This window comes from Serratia proteamaculans (genome assembly GCF_949794035.1).
Lineage (GTDB): Bacteria > Pseudomonadota > Gammaproteobacteria > Enterobacterales > Enterobacteriaceae > Serratia > Serratia proteamaculans.
Window position 1 is genome coordinate 1,002,530 of the sequence record NZ_OX461105.1, and the last position, 17,237, is coordinate 1,019,766.

The following is a 17,237-nucleotide window of genomic DNA, read 5'->3' on the forward strand; positions in this document are numbered from 1 at the left end:
TTTTACCTGTACCAGGGAGGTCAGGCACGCCAACCACAATAAGAAGGATCACGCCGGGCAGCCCGCGAGCTGGCCGTCCAGCCGTGTCCGGCATTCACCCCGTTTTGGCCGCTATCAGATGCACTTTGCGGCGGCGGGGTTTTAGCTTCCGTTGTTTCAACATTTGTTTATGGCTTATCAAAGGTAGGTAACATGTCGGGAACTGTTTTGGCTACTGAATGGCTGCCGCTAACACCGGCGCAGTTAGACTTCTGGGAAGAATTTACTCTGCACCCTGAGCAGCCGTTTTCCACCGTCGCCCACGTCACTGAATTACGCGGCGCAGTCGACGAGGCGGCGCTGTCTCGTGCAATTACGCTCACCATGGTGGAAACGCAGGCGTTTGCACTGCGCTTTGGTGCCGACGCGGAGGGTCACCCACCGCTCCAGCGTTACGATCCTCAGTGGGTGCCCGAGTTGCATCGCATTGATCTGCAAGCACAGGCCGATCCTTATCAGGCCGCGATGCGGCTGATGCAGGCGGATGTCGAACAGCCGATGGACTTGTGCAGTCAACCGGTGGCCGCGGTGTGGTTGCTCAAACTGGGGCCAGCGCGCTTTATCTGGTATCTGCGCGCTCACCATATTGTGATTGATGGGTTCGGGATGGCGTTGGTCGAACACCGCTGCGCCACGCTATACGCGCACTTCCTTGGCAGCGGCACGGCGGGGCAGGCGCTGGGCTCCTTCAGCGCTTTCCAGCATCATGAACTGGCCTATGCTGCCTCTGAACGCTGCTCAAAGGATCGGCATTTTTGGCAGCGCTATCTGCCGCCGTCGCAGACTTTGCCGACGGTGCGCAAGGGCGGTCGGCAATACGGCGTGAAATGCCTGAGCACCAGCACCGCACTGCCGGAAGAGATCTCGCAGCGGCTGCGTGAGTTATCGGAGCGTAGCGGTATCGGCTGGCCCGATCTGCTGTTGGCGCTGTCCGCCGCCTGGTTGTTCTTTACCTTACCGCCGTTGCCGCATGATAAAGGCGATACGCGCACCCTATGGATGCCGGTGATGAACCGCCGCAGTAGCCAGGCGACCAATACCCCGGCGCTGGCGGTGAATACCTTGCCGTTTTTGGTATCACTGCGCGGGGAGGAGACGCTGGGGCGTTTTCTGTCTGAGATGGCACAAACACTGCGCGAGCTGCGCAGCCATGCCGCTTACCGGCTGCGGCAGATAGCCGCCGATCGTGGTGTGACACCCGCTTCTCGTTTATTTATCTCTCCGTTTATTAACGTCCAGCCGTTTGATCCGGCCGGTTTCAGCGGTTGCACCAGCACGCGTCGGGTACTGGCCGGTGGTTCTGGCGACGGCGCAAACCTGACCTTTCGTGGTCGCACCGATGCCGGCGATCTGTATCTGGATATTGATATTTACGTGCAGCAGTTCCCCACGGCAGGGGTTGCCGACTACGGCAATGCCTTGCAGGAGTTTTTACTGCGTGCGTTGCGGGAAGAGGCGTTGGAAACGGCGGTCGGTGAACTGGTGGCGGTGCCAGCCTGAAAAAAGCGGGCAGGGTTTGACCCTGCCCGCGGTGATATCACGGTTAACGCGCCAGCAGCGCTGCAACCTCCCGGGCATTTTTACAGGGGATCAGCAGCGTGGGCGGCAGACGGGTGCCGAAGGCCTCATTGAGCTGCGCAGCCACCTGTCGAATGTGCGGCAGTTTCAACCCCATGCTGATAAAGGCAGTTTCTTCCCCCCACTCCGGGCGCGGCGTAGTGCCGATCGCCTGCCAATAGATAGCCAAAATTTTGTCGCTGTTGGCCGGAGGCGCGCTTGGCAACGGCGCTGCACAGGCGTTGAGTCCCGGCGCTGCCCGATCGGCGCTGAAGGCGGCACGAATGCGGTGGCGGTCTGTCTTGCCATTGCCCGAAAGCGGCAGCGCTTCGGCGTGGATAAAGCGCGTCGGGATATGAGTGCAAGGCAGGTAGCCGGTTGAGAAGGCGCGGATTGCCGCCAGCGACAGCGGTTTACCGTCGTGGGTAAGGTACATCGCCCCCAGCGTGGCCTCGGCATTATCACCACCGGGGTAATCCACCACCACGATATCGAGGATCGCCTCGTGTCCTCGCAGCACGTCTTCAATCTCCGGCAGCGAAACGCGCACACCACGGATTTTCACGTAGCCGTTTACCCGGCTGGCGAACAGAATGTTACCGTCCGGACGATAGTAACCCTGGTCACCGGTACGAAAGGCGCGCAGCGGTTGCCCATCGGGGCCGTCCAGCGTGACGAAATCATGCTGTTTTAAATCGCCGTCTTCCAGATAACCCAATGCCAGATTCACCCCCGCAGTGTGGATGCGGCCAACCACGCCGACCGGGCAGTGGCTGCCGTCGTCATGGCAAATAAAGTATTGGTTGGCCGGCAGTGGCTGACCATAGGGCACGGTTCCGGTGTCCTGCGGCGCAATCGGGTGCCAGATACTCCAGATGGTGGTTTCGGTTGGGCCGCCGAGCGAGAACAGGCTGATATCCGGGCGCAGGCGGCGTAGTTGCTGCACCGTGGCCGGTTTGATGTAGTCGCCGCCCTGAGCCACCAGCCGCAGTGAGCGCAGGCTGTCGTCGGTTTTGCAGGTGAGCAGCATCTCCAGAATGGCGGGAACCGAACACCACAGGCTGACGCGATGGCGCTCCACCAACTGGTTCCAGCTGATGGCGTCTTTTTCCTGATGCGCTGCCGGTAACACCAGTGTCGCACCGGCGCTGAGTGAGCCGAACAGATCAAACATCGACATGTCATGGTGCGGTGGGGTGACCGAGATCATCACGTCATCGGCGGTGACCGCCCAGCGTTGCAGAGTCTGGCCGATAACGTTAGCGGTGGCGCGGTTGTTGAGTACCACGCATTTTGGCTTGCCGGTGGTACCGGAGGTATACAGGTAATAGCTGGCCTCGGTGCTGGCGCTGCGCTCGGTCAGCGTCTGGCTGTCCGGGAGTGCCGCATTGTCCGCCGTCGGGGCGAGCAGTTCCGCAGGCGTGACCCCGTGCGGCGTATCCAGCTCGCCGTGATGCACCACCAGATCCGGCCGACAGTTGGTCAGCAGATAAGCGGTGCGCTCCGGCGGCGAGTTGATGTCGATCGGTACCCAGATAACGCCCAGCAGCGCACAGGCTAAGGAGATAGTGACATGTTCCGGGCTACGCGCCAGATACAGCGCCAGCACCCTGCCGGGCCCCAGACCGCGCTGTTGCAGATTGGCCATTACCGCGCCGACCTGTTGACCAAGCTGCGGATAAGTCAGGCTCTGCTGATCGCAGATTAACGCCGGTCGTGGCTGTGGATTGTTAAACAAGCGCTCAGCCAGTTGCGTCAGGTACGGATAGGCGGTAAATGCCGCCTCGCTGTGGTTATGCCGGTAGTGCTGGTAATCGATAAATTGTGCCGGAGCAATTTCCAACTCACCCTCTTGGCACATTAGCGTCACCCGGCGTTGCAGCGCGTCCAGCATCGCCTGTACCTGTTCGCCGTCCAGCGCCTGCTCGGCGTAGTCAACGCACAGCAGCAGATTTTTGTCGGCATCCTGCGTCAGCCGAATATCTATCGCCACCTGCGGCGTCTGGGTCACGCCGTCATGGTAATGCACCGGCGCGTTAGCTGGCAGCGTCTCCCAGCCCAGGCAGTTGGTGAGGATCACCGGCAGCGCAGGGGATCCCTGGCTGTGGTTTAGTAGCTGTCGTGCCAGGTCAACGCCGGAAAATTTCAGGTGATCGAGCGCGCCCAACACATCGTCTTGCAGCGCCTGCGCACGGCTGACAAAGGTGCCGCCCAGGCGGCTATAGCGCACCGCCACAAAGGTGGAGGCGTTACTGAGTGAGCCATCCGCCGCCGGAAATGCCACGGGTACGCCGACGCACAGTTCGCCGTCGGTGGTCCATTGCGCCAGCGTATCGAGGATCAACGCCGAAAGGCTGCTGTTGCGCAGCAGGGCATGGGCAGAGCCCAAGCGTGAGAACTGTTTCAGCACTTCGCGCGGCAGGGTCAGGTTGGCGCGACGGTAGCGCGAAGATTTGATGTTGGCCAGCGGAGTGATCCATGGCAAGGCCGACGGGGTGGTGATGTCCTGTAGCTTGGCCTGCCAATAGGCGGCATCGGCCTGGCGTTGTTCCGCCGTGGCGGCGACCGGTGAGCTTGTCGGCGCGATTGGCGGCAGTGGGGCATCGTCAAACAGCCGGGCGATCACGGTGGAGATGCCCTGGCCATCGAGGATCAGCGCGTCGAAGCTGGTGAAAATCACGGTGTCGTAGTTATTGCCTGTTGCATCCGGCGTTACAGGTAACTGAATGGCGGCAATGCGCCACAGCGGCTGTGCGGGATCGTGGCGCTGGTGCGAATACTGTTCTCGCAGGATCGTCAGACGTTGTTGCGCGGCCTGAGGATCGAGTGTCCGCAGATCGTGCCGATCCAGATTCAAAGTGGCTTCTGATCGTACCCGTTGAGTGAAACGCTGGGGATCGATGCAGGTGCGAAGCGCCGCGTAATGTTGCACCAGTTCGCTCAGTCGGGCTTCCAGCCGGGCCAAATCCAGCTTCAGACCGCGATATTCGCGAAAGTCGTGCATTGCCACGCCGCCGAGCGGCCATTGTTCGCTGCGGCCGAGCAGATAAGCCTGCTGCAGCGCGGTTAATGGTGTCTCCATGGTATTTCCCTATTGTCGCTAACCAATGAAAAAGAAAGCAGGGCGCGTGAGGTTACACGCCCGGAACCGATATCAGGCTTTGGGCGTCAGCACCTTCAACAGCATTTGCACCGCCTCCTCGGCGTGGGGTGCCCGCTCGCAGATCAGGGCGGCAAGCGCAGCCGGGGTAGGGTGGGTCGCCACGTCTGCCGTGGTCAGCGCCACCGGCAGATATTTGTTAACCACCGCCAGCAAGGCCTGCAGACCGGCCTGCGGCAGTTGCAGGGCGTTAATGTCATCGTCGTCGCCGAGCCGGGCATCCGGTGCGACACGCGCCAGCAGCCGGTGCAGTAATTGACGCACCGGTATTTGGCGGGCCAGCGCGGCTGCAGAGCATTGTTCCAGCCACTGCGCCAGCGGTTGCCTGAAACTGTCCGGCCGATTGGCGGCCCGTTTCAGCAAGGCGCCGTAGGTGGCGAACAACTGTGGCAGCAGCCGATCCGGAAAGGCGTCCAGGCGCACGTCCCAGTTGATCAAAATGCCGCCGTTGGCGTGTGCCACCTGAGCATCCAGCGCCACCTGTGGCCCCTGGGAGATCACCCATTCCAGCGGGCCAAAGGTGTGGGTGACGTTGTCGGAGAACAACGCCTTGCCGTGGATGCCGAAACCGGCGGTAAACACCACCGGTGAAGGCTGCATGCTGCCCTGCAGGCGCGACAAATCGCGCATCACGCTGACGCCAGGGTAGTCGGCATGGGCAATCAATTCCGCCAGTTGTGCCATCAGGCGCTGGCAGAAGGTGGGCAGGTTTTCAGCCGGATCCAATTCCACGCCGAGCAGCACCAAATTGGAGAAGTCGCCAATGATATTGCCGACGTTCTCTTCGGCCCGATGGAATAACGGCACGTTCAGCCGAAAGCGCGACAGGTTCCAGCCGTGGCCGACGGTGACGGCGAACAGCGCTAAAAACAACGATGAAAGCGTGATGCGGTGCGCTTTGGCCGCATCTTCCAGTGCTTTGGTTTCTTTGGCGTTCAGTTGCAGCGCCAGCCGATCGCTACGGCAGCGGTCCGGCGTTCGCAACAGGTGCGGGGCGGGTGGCAATTGAGCCAGGCGTTCCCGCCACCAACCCTGAGCGTGGGTGCGGCGTGCCTGCAGCGTCGTATCGGCATGCTGCCGGTCGAGATAGTCAAAGTAGGCCACGCCGTTGTCGTTGGGAGCGGCAGGGCACTGATGATAAAAGCGCGCCAAATCTTCCATTAGCACGCGGAAACCCATGGCATCTCCGGCGATCATGTCCAGATCGACATGCAACCGGCTGTGGCCACCCGGCAACAGACTGAGGCTGATATCACAGGGGATACCCTGTTCCAGCGGCAACTTTTGGCTGCTTTTTGCCTGACGTTTTTCGGCAAGCCGGTGGGTGACATCGGCAGTATTCGCCTGGCTAAAATCGTCCAACTGCAGGCGATGCTGCGGGCCGCTGGGGGCAATGGTCTGCTGGCCATCGGCGGTGATCTGCAGGCGCAGCATCGGGTGATGCTGGTAAAGAGTGGCAACGGCCTGTCTCAGTCGTTCGACGTCCAGGTCGCAGCAGTTAAATTCCGCATACAGGTGGGCGGAGACGCCCCCCAGCGGCGCTTCAGATTGCCGGCCCACCCAGTAGGCGGCCTGCATCGTGGTCAACGCTTTCATTGGGTTTCCATCAGTATTGAGAGACTGTAAGAATATATTGCAATGTTAATGGGAATGAAAATTATTACTATTTTTATTTGTTGATATAAGGCGCGGGAGTCATGAGGTTAATCGCGGTATTTCCTCATGGGGAGAAAATAGTAATATTGATATAGTTATGTTTTATATTCATTTTAAATGAAATCATTGGTTTTTTTGGTGATTTAAAAACTTCGTTTTATTGCTTTCCCCGCTGATTGTTTTTTAACGCATTCATTTGCTTAAGTGATAATGATTTGCATTAAAATATGTAAAATATTATCATTATTAACATTTCTTTACGTTTCCAGACAAAAAAACCGCTTCTGCCCGCTGTATCTCGGGGGTGGGGCAGTTGTCTGCGGCAGGGATATGCATAGCAAGGTCAGGAAGGCCGCAATGCCATTGTCAGTGTGAGAATCAGCGTCGTTACCTATGTGAAAACAATTAAATTTTTGTGCATCTGGGATGAAAGGAGAATACATCTATGAGCAAGCATTCAGCGGCTCAAAGGCATAAAATCGTAGGAAACAAGGAAAAAGCAGGCTTACAGGCCATTGGGGCATTTTCCTCACTCTTTCTGGGTCTTTGTTCTTTGTCGGTGGGCAGCGTTAACGCCGCCGTCGTGGACGAGAAGGTTCAGGAAGCCGCCGACAGCAAACGTAACGATAATTGGCAGGACTCGGAGAGCCTGTTGGTTACCGGCGAAAAAATTAAACGCAGCATTTTTGATACCGGCTCCAGCGTGCAAGTGTTCGACAGTGAACGTATTGCATCCATGCCCAATGCATTGCAGATCCCTGATTTGCTACGTATGACCACCAACGTGGTGGATTTGGGCATTGGCAACAATTTGCCCACTGTGCGCGGTATCGATGGCTCCGGTCCTAACACCGGTGCCAATGCCTTCCTCAGCGGCACCCGTCCGCGCCTCAATCTGTCACTGGATGGCCGCTCGCTAACCTATAACGAGCAAGCCTACGGCCCTCAGTCGCTGTGGGATCTGGATCGTGTTGAAGTGTTCCTCGGCCCACAGAGCTATATCCAGGGGCGTAACGCCATTGCCGGTGCCATCGTGATGACCAGTAAGGATCCTACTTTCGACTGGGAAAGCGCCTTTAAGGGCGGGGTTGGCAATCAGCATTCTTCGCAGTTGTCCGCCATGGCCTCCGGCCCATTGGTGGAGGATCAGTTGGCGTTCCGCGTCAGCGTTGATCGTCAGCGTCGCCGCAGCGATGCCGACCTGCCTGCTTATGAACCGGTGGGCGATCCGCGCGAGGTAGAAGCTACCACCGCCCGCGCCAAGCTGTTGTTCAACCCGGCAGGTATGCGCGAACTGACCACCAAGCTGACCTTTAACCATTTTGGCAGCACCTCACCGCAAAACGAGAGCCTCAACCCACTGGTTCACCCTACTAACCCACGCCACGATCCCCGTCGCGCGGTGTTTAAAAGCAACAACAACAGCGGTGTTTGGGATATCGCCTGGGAACAGTCCGACAGCCTGACGCTGGAAAACCGGGTGATCTACACCGACTTTAATATCAACCGTCCTACTGCTTACAACATTCAATATGCTGAAGTTAACGGTAAAGAGGTGCATGTGGAGCCGGTGGCACGCTTTGGCGGGCCGGATAGCCGTCTGCATGGGTTGGCGGGGTTGCGCTATTTCCACGCCAAGCAGGATGAATTCGTCAATATTTTCGGTGGTTCCAGTTTCAAGGATAAAACCGATACTAATTCAGCCTTTGCCGAACTGACCTTTGCCATCACGCCAAAAGTTGATCTTACCGCTGCCAGCCGCCTGGAGCACGAACATCGCCGCCGTACCGGCGGTAGCAACACCGCGCGTATCGACTTCGACGAGACCTACGACGTGTTCCTGCCGAAGCTCGATCTGGCCTGGAAACCGACGGATACCCAGACCTACGGTGCCAAGGTGGCGCGCGGCTATAACGCCGGCGGCGCAGGCATCACTATCGGCACGCCGGTGGTCAACTACACCTATGGCTCCGAGTATGTCTGGAACTATGAGCTGTATTCCCGTCATCACTTGAAAGATGCCAACGTCATCCTGACCAGCAACGTTTTCTATAACGACTACAAGGATATGCAACTGCCTTATTCTTTGGGCGAGAACTCGAGTGTGATACGCAATGCCGACAAGGTGGAAACCTACGGTGCGGAAATGGGTGCTACCTGGCAGCCGCGCTGGGACTTCGAGCTGTTCACCAACGTTGGCCTGTTGAAGACCAAGATCAAGAAGTTCTCGGGTAGCGGCGTAGAAGGGCATGAGTTGGCGCGCGCACCGGCCTATACGGCCAACATGGGTGCCAAGTACCAGTTGATGGCCGGGCTGGAATTGAGCGGCAACGTGGCGTTCTCAGACTCTTACTACTCACAGTACGACAACGACTCACGCGGGCATATCGGTTCCTACTGGTCGGCAAATACTCAGTTGGCGTACACCTTCGCCTATGGCCGCGCCACTCTGTATGCACAGAACCTGTTTGATTCGGAACGTCGCGTGATGGTGACCGGCAATGATGTGTATACGGCGTCTCAACAGCGTCCGCGTATGATCGGTGCGGCACTTGAACTGACCTTCTGATGCGTTAGCAGCCAGTCTGCACCAGGGGCGTATCAACGCCCCTTCTTATCATCAGCGTTCCCCGATGTTCCGGCGTGGCCGGGCACAAGGAGATAGAGCAGTGAGCGGTTATTTTGACAATATTCTTAGCGATGACGAGGCCCAGCGTCTGGATCTGGCGTTTGAGACGCTGGGCGCGCGGGCAGCAGAGGCCTCCCAGCCATTAAGCGAAGCGGAAGAGCTGGCGTGGTTTATGCACCAGCAGCGGGGTGATGGTGGCAGCCAGCAGGCGATGGCCTGGCGATTAGGCGGTGAGCCGGATATCGGCCGGTTGGTCAGTGCACTGGAAGCCCTGACGCGGCTGATGCCAGAGCTGGACGTGCGTTATGACTTTGATGACGAGCAGGGTCTATGCAAGCTGCGCGGTAACGCGACGCTAAACCCGGTGAGCATTCAGGCAGTGGCAGACGAACGACAGGCGGTTAGCCGTGTGTTGCAGGCGCAGGCCACGCCTCTCGAGCTGGCACGTGAAGCACCGGTACGTTTTCTATTATTCACCGGTGCCAGTGCGGTGCTGGGCGTGGTGGCACACGATATTTTGGCCCCAACGCTCTCCTGTCGGCAATTATTGACCACGCTGTCGGCGCTGTATAACGGAGTTGAGCCGACGCAGAGTTTTGCCATTATCCCTGCGGTGGCCCCGCAGACGGAAGCGGCCGATCTGGTGCTGCCGTGGCCGCGCCAGGCGACGGCTCTGCGGGATTATCAGGCATCCGTACCCCAGGATGCGCTTCTGGCGCAGGCCGGGGTGCGTATAGCGACCCGCGTAGCGCGCAAAATCTTGCCGGTCGCAGACAACCCGGCGACGCTGCTGGCGGCGATTGCCGTGCGCTTTGGTCGCTTTATCTCAGCTCAATCCGGCGGGCTGCCGGTGCAACTGAGTGTGCCGCAGGACGACGCGCAGCAGGCGAGTGGTCTGGATGCCTGGATGAGCACGGCAAGGTTGAAACGTCTGACCCTGCAGCCTACGGATCCTGAGGCGGAAAGCCGACTGCTGGCACAGCAAACGGCAGAAGCGGTCAATCCTCAGTGGGCCCAACTGCTGGTGACCTGGCTGGCGGACCCGTCGGTGGCGCTGCAACTTGACGGTGTCAGTGCCGAACGGTTATTGCTGCCACCGCTGCACACGCCTTTTGAATTGGTGCTGGCGTTGAGCCTGCCGGATCCGGATTCGGTGGTGTTGGAACTGGTGGCCGATCCCCGCTTAACCCCACATGCAGCCCCTTTCCTGCTGGAGCAGTTTGTCGCTTTCCTCGCCGAAAGGACGATAACCACGGCGCTGCTTGCCGCTGCAGAACACCCCTCAACGCTGGCCGAGGGCGTTTTGGCCGTTGAGGACACGCAGGAAGAAAATGCCGAGATCGCCCAACTGATCCTGGCGGAATTCCGCGACGCGCTGGTCGCACCGGAGATGACCGCCGATGAAGATTTCTTCGACCGTGGCGGACACTCGCTGGTGGCCACCCGCGTCATCGGTCGTTTGCTCAGCCTGCACCGCATCGAACTCAACATTAACGATCTGTTCAGTCACGCCACCGCCCGAGGATTGTCGGCTTACGCCAAACGTCAGGCAGTGGCGCTACCGGTCGTGCAGGAACCCACTACACAAGCCCAGGGCGAAACTGTCCAGGCGCCGTTGTCACTGGCGCAGCATTCCCTGTGGAAAGTTTACGAGGCGTTTGGTCACGACGAGATCTTCAATCTGCCCTTTGCCATCAGCTTCCTTGATCCGGTGGACGAAACGGTACTGCGTCAGGCGTTTATCGACGTGATGACGCGCCACAGCGTATTGCGCTCGCTGTTTATTCAACGTCAGGGAGAGGTGTATCAGCAAGTGGTGCCGGCCGCTGAGCTGCTGGACTACGCCTGGTTCTCTTTCTCCGATGACACACCGGCCGGTAACGCCAGCGAGTTGCTGGCCAGGGCGGGGGATCACCGCTTTGACCTGACTGCCGAACTGCCGTTGCGCGCCACCTTCCTGCGTGATGCGGCAACCGGTCAGCAATTGCTTTCGCTGTTGTTCCATCATGTGGTGATCGACGAGTGGTCGCTGAACCTGATGATGGACGAACTGGGCATGGCTTACCGTGACCGCATGGCGGGGCAGCCACCGCAGTGGAGCAGCGAAGTACCGCAGTTTTATACCTTTGCCCGACAGCAGCAGGCGGGCGGCGTCGTCCAGCAACACCTGGATTATTGGCTTGATAACCTGCGCGATGCGCCGGTCGGTCAGCCATTGTTCCAGCAGGAACCCTCGCACCATCCTGCGGTACCGGCTGAGGCCGACGTTAACGGTGGCTGGCTGGAGTTCGACGTCGACCCGGCGGTGGCCGATGGGCTATACGCGCAGGCCAGAAAGAACAACGCCTCACTGTTCAACGTAGTCTACGCCGGTATTACCACGGCGCTGCGGCTGCTGGGGGGGCCGGCGGATCTGCTGGTGGGCACCTCTACCTCAGGGCGTAACGACGCCGAGTTCTTCGACACCATCGGCTACTTTACTACCGTGGTGGTGCACCGGGTGCGCTTTGGCGAACAGCTGACGGTGGCGGGGCTGATCGACCAGGTAAAAAACACCATTAACGGTTCGATGCCCTACACCGATATCCCCATCGATCTGGTGGAGGAAGGGCTGTTTGGTGTAGATGCCGATCGCAAGAACCACATGTTCGAAGTGTTCATTCAGATCCACAGCCGCATCAAGCTGAATGGGGAGTTCACCCTGCGGGACGGCAGCACGGTGGCCTACCGTCAGGTGGAGCCGGAGAAAACCGAATCCTTGCTTGGCCTGCAGTTTGAAGTGATGGAAGAAAACCTCGATGGCGTGAAATCCCTGCGCGTGATGATGACCTACCGCACCGATCACTATACCGCGCAACAGGCGGGGCTGATCGCCGGCACCATTGAGCAGGTGTTTTCGCATTTTTCTCAGCAGGCAGGTGGGGAGATGCAACTTGCGGCTCTGCCACCGACACCACAGCAATGACGTTGTTCACCCTAACTGACTTTATTACTTTCATGGAGATAAACGGATGTCTGGAACACCAGGAACACCTCGCGCTTTATTGTCACTGTTGATCGCCACGTCGTTGGTGGTAGCGGGTGCGGCACAGGCCCGTGATAACGGGATTAAGCCAGAGGATATCAAGCGTCAGCCGTTGTCGTCGGCGGTGGTGGAGATGGCCTATAGCCCAAGCCAGCAGTCGCTGTTTGTCAGCGCACCGGACTGGAAGGAAGAGGCGAAATCTCGCGTGTTGCGTCTGGATCCGGCCACGCTGGCGGTGCAGGCGGAAATCCCTCTACAGGTAAAAGGTTTTGGCGTAGCGCTGGATGACGCCGGTCATAGACTCTATCTGACGCAGGGCTTCAACGGCTCGGTCGGCGTGGTGGATACCGCCACCAACCGTGCTCTGGACAGCATTCCCGTGACTGAAAAGACGATGCTGGAAAAGACCTACAAAGATGCCGGCATCAGTGGAAAGCGGCTGGAATTTCTGCTTGAGGAGCTTAAGCGCTTCAAGATCACCGAGGATTATCAGTACCGCATCCGCGAGGCAAAATATGATGCGCAGACCGGCCGTCTGTTCCTGCCGGGACTGGGCTTTGGGGTCGACAGCGTGCTGTTTGTGGTGGACACCAAGACCAAAAAACTGGAGAAAACCATCCCCGGTTTCGGTTACAACGCGGTGGGGATCACTATCGATGAAAAAGGGCGGCGGGTCTTCGTCTCCAACATGCAGGGGCAGTTGATCACCCTGAATGCCGATACGCTGGCGATCGCCTCTACCCAGGAGATCCAGGCGGATCAGTTGCTGAACCTGGTGTATGACGGCAAGAACAACCGCTTGTTAGGCGTGGATCAGGGTATCGATCGCGATAACTACCGTAACACTCATTTGGGGCATGACTACGCGAAGCGCAGCAGTGGCCATCGGGTGTTTGCACTGGATGCGGACAACGGCAAAGTGTTGGCCAGCGAATTGACCGACGAAGTGCCGATCGGCCTGCTGCTGGACGATCGTAACCAGCGGATCTACGTCGCTAACCGTAAAGGGATCCGTGTTGATCACGGTGCAGGGACCTTGACGGTGTTTGATTCGAAGACGCTTAAACGCCAGCAAAGGGTAGAACTGCCACCGCACCCTAACAGTCTGGCGCTGGACACCCACAATAACGTGCTGTTCGTGACGGTGAAAAATGACGGCGCCGGCACCAAGGCCGGTAAACCGGAAAGCGTCGTGCGTATTCAACTGCCAAAAAACTAGTTTTACCCTGCTGCGTCGGTGAAGGCTGACGCAGCGTATTCCCTTATTAATAGTGATTAGCGGAGCGGCTCTCTGGCGTTTGCTTATTCTGTTGTTTTAAAAGGGCGGGTTAATATCCCGCCCTGAGCATTTCATCGCGTAATAAATCGATAATGGCCGGCTCTATATGGGGGAACTTGCGTTTAATCTCTGCGATGGCTTCTGCCACGGAAGGGGCGGTAAAGGTCCCGGAGAATGGCAGCAGGGGAAGGCTGGCATCGCTGTCCGGGAATTCACCGCTGATGGTGCCGGTGATCATGTCCGCTCTCTTTTGCGCGGTGAAGTCGTATTCACCAATGTTCTTATTAATCGATGTCATTTTAACCTCGGTATCGGATTTCCTGGTGCCGTTACGCACCGGTCAACGCCTTCTTTTAAGCATAGTCCCTGAGTTGCAGAGCACCACCGACTCTCAGCCCGACACCTTTGATATGGGTCAATCCCACATAAACATAAGGTAATAAAGCCTGGCCTTGAACCGATAATTTGATTATAAACAACGGCGTTAGGGACAATGTTCTCATCTGAATTGGAGTATTTAAGTTGGCTAAAGTGAATCGACTGTTTGCCGGTGCGTTACTGGCGTTATTGCTTCCTGCTGTCGCTGCGGCGGCGGATTACCGCGCGGGTGAACAATATACCCGCCTGGATAAGCCGGTGGCCTCTGCCCCTGCGGTGGTGGAGTTTTTCTCCTTCTATTGCGGCCCCTGCTATCAGTTTGCCGATACCTACCATGTGGGCAGCACCGTCAGCCAGGCCTTGCCTGCGGGCACCAAACTGACCAAATACCACGTTGGCCTGATGGGCAAACTGGGTAATGAGCTGACCGAAGCCTGGTCGGTGGCGATGGTGATGGGCATTGAGGACAAAATTGAAGGCTTGCTGTTCGACGAGCTGCAAAAGAAGCGCGCCATCAACAGTGAACAAGATATCCAGCGGGTGTTTGCCGCTGCTGGTGTGGATGCTGCTACCTATGAAAATGCGCGCCACAGCCTGCTGGTGAAGGGCATGATTGCCAAACAGAATGAGGCCGTGAAGGCGCTGGACGTGCGTGCAACGCCATCGTTTTATGTCTCCGGCAAGTACAAAATCGACAATGCCGGTATGGCGAGCCAAAGCGTTGACGGTTACGCCAAAGAGTACGCCGCCGTGGTCCGCTATCTGCTGACCACCCAACCTTAATATTTTCCCCTTACTCTTGTTTTTACCTACCCGGCTGCGGCCGGGTTTTTCATGTTGTGTGGAGTAAGGCGCAATCTGTGATCCCTGCGCCAAATCCCGTCCCCGACATTGCTTGTATGTTACCGGGTTGTTATGTTGATTTTCTGTTCGACGCCGTTCGCGTTTCATCGCTGATGTTTGAGGGGTAAGCCATGGCAATTTCCGCACAGGTCAGGGAGGTCGGTTTCGAGGAATGGCTGGCGAAAATCAATTCCGCCTGTGGCCGGTTTTGCGCCAAGACGCTGGGGCCTGGTTTTAGCGGTGCGATGCAGGAGTTCCGCGCCCACGCGTTGCGTCTGAGCGTGGTTGATGCTGCCCAGACCCGGCTGTACCGTACCCAACAGGAGATTGCCCGTAGCGACGGCTCGCACTTTTTCACGGTGTTTCAACTGCGTGGCAGCTCATTGATGGAGCAGGGCGATCGGCAGGCGGTATTGTCCGCCGGTGACGTCACGCTGATTGACGCCTCACGCACCAGCAGCTTTACCTTCCAACAGAATTCCCGCCAAATCTCATTACTGATGCCGCGCAGCTATCTCGAGCAGTCTGCGTCCGAAGTACAGTACGCCCGGCGGCTCGATGCGCAAAGCAGCGTGGTGCGCCTTAGTCGGCAACTGGTGTTGGGTTGCATGCAGGACTCGCAGATGAGCGCTCCGGAAAGTGAAGCGATACTGAACGCGGTGGCGACGCTGTTGCGTCCGGTGCTGGTCGAGCGCGTGGTTGAGGAAGACCGTCATCCGCGCAGCTTTAGCCGAACGCTGGCGTTTATCGATACGCATATTCAGTCACCGCAGTTGCGGCCGGAGTGGATTGCCGGCGAGCTTGGCGTTTCGGTACGCAGTTTGTATCGGATGTTTGCTCGTCAGGGACTGGTGGTGGCGCAATATATCAAGCACCGCCGTCTGGATTTGTGTGCGCAGGCATTACGCAGCGCACCGGAGCGACAGAAACTGGCCACTATCGGCTATGACTGGGGCTTTAGCGATCACAGCCACTTTTCCACCGCCTTCAAAAGCCGTTTTGGCGTTTCGCCGAGCGAATACCGTAAACAGCATCAATAGCGCCACAGGTGGCGCTATTGATGATTAAGTCGCTGTTTAGTAACGGATACACACCGATTTGGATTCGGTATAGGCATCCAGCCAGTCCGGGCCGAAGTCGCGGCCACTGCCCGATTGTTTAAAGCCGCCGAAAGGCATGTTGGCGTCGATCAACGTATGGGTATTGACCCAGACCGTACCGGCCTGAATGCGTGGCGTGTACGCCATTGCTGCCTGCAGACTGGTGGTCCACAGACTGGCGGTCAGACCGTAGTCGGTGTCGTTGGCTTTGCGCAGCGCTTCTTCGGCGTCCGCCACCCGAATCAGATTCACCACTGGACCAAACACTTCTTCGCGCGTCAGGTTCAGCTTATCGTCTGGGTTAATCACCAGTGTCGGCGGAATATAAAACCCCTGAGAATCCGGCCCGCTCGCGCCGCTGATCAGCTCCGCATGCTTGGATCTGGCATCGTCCAGATAGGCCGCCACTTTATTACGGTGATCGCTGGATACCAACGGGTTGATCTGCGCATTGGCATCCATGCCCGGCCCGACGGTCAGGGATTTCACCGCCTGCTCGAACCCGGCCACCAGGGTGTCGTAGATCGGTGCTTCAATATAAATCCGCGAACTGGCGGCGCACACCTGGCCCTGATTGAGGAAGCTGCCCGCCATCAGGCCTTCGATGACCTGTTGGGGATCGGCGTCTTTTAGCACGATGGCCGGGTTTTTACCGCCCAGTTCCAGCGTGACGCGGGTCAGACGATCTGCCGCTGCGCGCGCGATACCTTTGCCGACCGGCGTGGAGCCGGTAAAGCTCACTTTGGCGACCAGCGGGTGTTCGGTCAGTGCCTTGCCGCAGCCGGTGCCTTTGCCGGTTACCACGTTGAATACGCCCGGCGGAATACCGGCCTCGGTGGCCAGTTCGGCCATGCGCAGCACGGTGAGCGGGGTGGTTTCCGAGGGTTTGATGACGATAGAGCAACCTGCCGCCAGCGCCGGCATCACTTTCCACATGGCGATCATCAGCGGGAAGTTCCACGGCACAATACCGGCCACTACGCCAATCGGTTCTTTGCGGGTATATACCTGATATTTGGCACCCGGTGGTATCGGGATCGACACGTCCAGCGTTTGGCCGGTGATCTTGGTGGTCAGCCCGGCGGTGTAGCGCATCCAGTTCACCGTGCTGCCGACTTCAAACATGCGGGCGATATTGATCGACTTGCCCTGTTCCAGCGTTTCCAACTGGGCCAGCTCTTCGCTGTGTTGCTCAAGGAGATCGGCATAGCGCAGTAAAATGCGTTCGCGCTCGGTGGGTAAACGCTGTGCCCAGATCCCGGCGGTAAAAGCCTGATGGGCCGATTGCACGGCACGCGCGACGTCCTGTGCGTTGGCATCGGCGGTAGAGGATATTTGCTGTCCGTCGGCGGGGTTATACACCGCCAGCCGGCCTTCGGCGCTGGCTTCGCACCATTGGCCGTCGATATATAGCCCATGATGACGATCGAGAAAACGCGAAACGCTGTCCATCACTGCTAGGGTATTGTCAGGCATACGCCCTCCTGTCAGACAAAAAAGGTCGCTATCGTTAACCTTAAAAGCTTACAGCAGGTGGAGAGGGTCGACTTTTGTCTGCCTGACAATCGGTT

Annotated in this window: 10 protein-coding genes; 6 read left to right on the forward strand and 4 right to left on the reverse strand. The window is 58.1% G+C overall.

Annotated features, from left to right (window positions below):
- Positions 1 to 192: 192 nt before the first annotated feature.
- Entirely contained in the window at positions 193 to 1,539 is a 1,347-nt protein-coding gene (locus QOT07_RS04655) for a condensation domain-containing protein (RefSeq protein ID WP_283602633.1), read from the forward strand.
- A 43-nt stretch (positions 1,540 to 1,582) separates the two neighbouring features.
- On the opposite strand, the gene QOT07_RS04660 is transcribed toward QOT07_RS04655, so the two are convergent.
- Together QOT07_RS04660 and QOT07_RS04665 are read right to left on the reverse strand one after the other, a co-directional pair.
- Entirely contained in the window at positions 1,583 to 4,678 is a 3,096-nt protein-coding gene (locus QOT07_RS04660) for an amino acid adenylation domain-containing protein (protein ID WP_283602634.1), read from the reverse strand.
- A gap of 72 nt (positions 4,679 to 4,750) precedes the next feature.
- Complete coding sequence (locus tag QOT07_RS04665; RefSeq protein WP_283602635.1) at positions 4,751 to 6,352, reverse strand: condensation domain-containing protein; 1,602 nt, start codon at positions 6,350 to 6,352, stop codon at positions 4,751 to 4,753.
- Between the two features lie 505 nt (positions 6,353 to 6,857).
- On the opposite strand from QOT07_RS04665, the gene QOT07_RS04670 reads away from it, so the two are divergent.
- From QOT07_RS04670 to QOT07_RS04680, 3 genes are all read left to right on the forward strand, one after another.
- Positions 6,858 to 8,981 carry a TonB-dependent receptor gene (locus QOT07_RS04670; RefSeq protein WP_099064906.1) on the forward strand — a complete coding sequence of 708 codons (2,124 nt, stop codon included), beginning with the start codon at positions 6,858 to 6,860 and terminating at the stop codon, positions 8,979 to 8,981.
- A 100-nt stretch (positions 8,982 to 9,081) separates the two neighbouring features.
- Positions 9,082 to 12,006, forward strand: a complete 2,925-nt coding sequence (locus QOT07_RS04675) for a condensation domain-containing protein (RefSeq protein ID WP_283602636.1) — start codon at positions 9,082 to 9,084, stop codon at positions 12,004 to 12,006.
- Positions 12,007 to 12,052: 46 nt separating this feature from the next.
- Positions 12,053 to 13,285 carry a YncE family protein gene (locus tag QOT07_RS04680; protein WP_283602637.1) on the forward strand — a complete coding sequence of 411 codons (1,233 nt, stop codon included), beginning with the start codon at positions 12,053 to 12,055 and terminating at the stop codon, positions 13,283 to 13,285.
- 109 nt (positions 13,286 to 13,394) lie between these two features.
- On the opposite strand, the gene QOT07_RS04685 is transcribed toward QOT07_RS04680, so the two are convergent.
- Entirely contained in the window at positions 13,395 to 13,643 is a 249-nt protein-coding gene (locus QOT07_RS04685) for a hypothetical protein (RefSeq protein WP_283602638.1), read from the reverse strand.
- A gap of 224 nt (positions 13,644 to 13,867) precedes the next feature.
- On the opposite strand from QOT07_RS04685, the gene QOT07_RS04690 reads away from it, so the two are divergent.
- The gene (locus QOT07_RS04690) at positions 13,868 to 14,506 is read left to right on the forward strand and encodes a DsbA family protein (protein WP_261415365.1); all 639 of its coding nucleotides are present in this window, start codon (positions 13,868 to 13,870) and stop codon (positions 14,504 to 14,506) included.
- Positions 14,507 to 14,697: 191 nt separating this feature from the next.
- Complete coding sequence (gene feaR / locus QOT07_RS04695) at positions 14,698 to 15,606, forward strand: transcriptional regulator FeaR (protein ID WP_283602639.1); 909 nt, start codon at positions 14,698 to 14,700, stop codon at positions 15,604 to 15,606.
- Between the two features lie 36 nt (positions 15,607 to 15,642).
- On the opposite strand, the gene QOT07_RS04700 is transcribed toward feaR, so the two are convergent.
- On the reverse strand, positions 15,643 to 17,142 hold the full coding sequence (locus QOT07_RS04700; RefSeq protein ID WP_283602640.1) for an aldehyde dehydrogenase family protein: 1,500 nt from the start codon (positions 17,140 to 17,142) through the stop codon (positions 15,643 to 15,645).
- Between the last annotated feature and the right edge of the window lie 95 nt (positions 17,143 to 17,237).

Bases quoted from the DNA above. Each gene is read 5' to 3' on its own strand.
- QOT07_RS04655 (WP_283602633.1), top strand. From the start codon at position 193: ATGTCGGGAACTGTTTTGGCTACTGAATGGCTGCCGCTAACACCGGCG.
- QOT07_RS04660 (WP_283602634.1), bottom strand. From the start codon at position 4,678: ATGGAGACACCATTAACCGCGCTGCAGCAGGCTTATCTGCTCGGCCGC.
- QOT07_RS04665 (WP_283602635.1), bottom strand. From the start codon at position 6,352: ATGAAAGCGTTGACCACGATGCAGGCCGCCTACTGGGTGGGCCGGCAA.
- QOT07_RS04670 (WP_099064906.1), top strand. From the start codon at position 6,858: ATGAGCAAGCATTCAGCGGCTCAAAGGCATAAAATCGTAGGAAACAAG.
- QOT07_RS04680 (WP_283602637.1), top strand. From the start codon at position 12,053: ATGTCTGGAACACCAGGAACACCTCGCGCTTTATTGTCACTGTTGATC.
- QOT07_RS04685 (WP_283602638.1), bottom strand. From the start codon at position 13,643: ATGACATCGATTAATAAGAACATTGGTGAATACGACTTCACCGCGCAA.
- feaR (WP_283602639.1), top strand. From the start codon at position 14,698: ATGGCAATTTCCGCACAGGTCAGGGAGGTCGGTTTCGAGGAATGGCTG.
- QOT07_RS04700 (WP_283602640.1), bottom strand. From the start codon at position 17,142: ATGCCTGACAATACCCTAGCAGTGATGGACAGCGTTTCGCGTTTTCTC.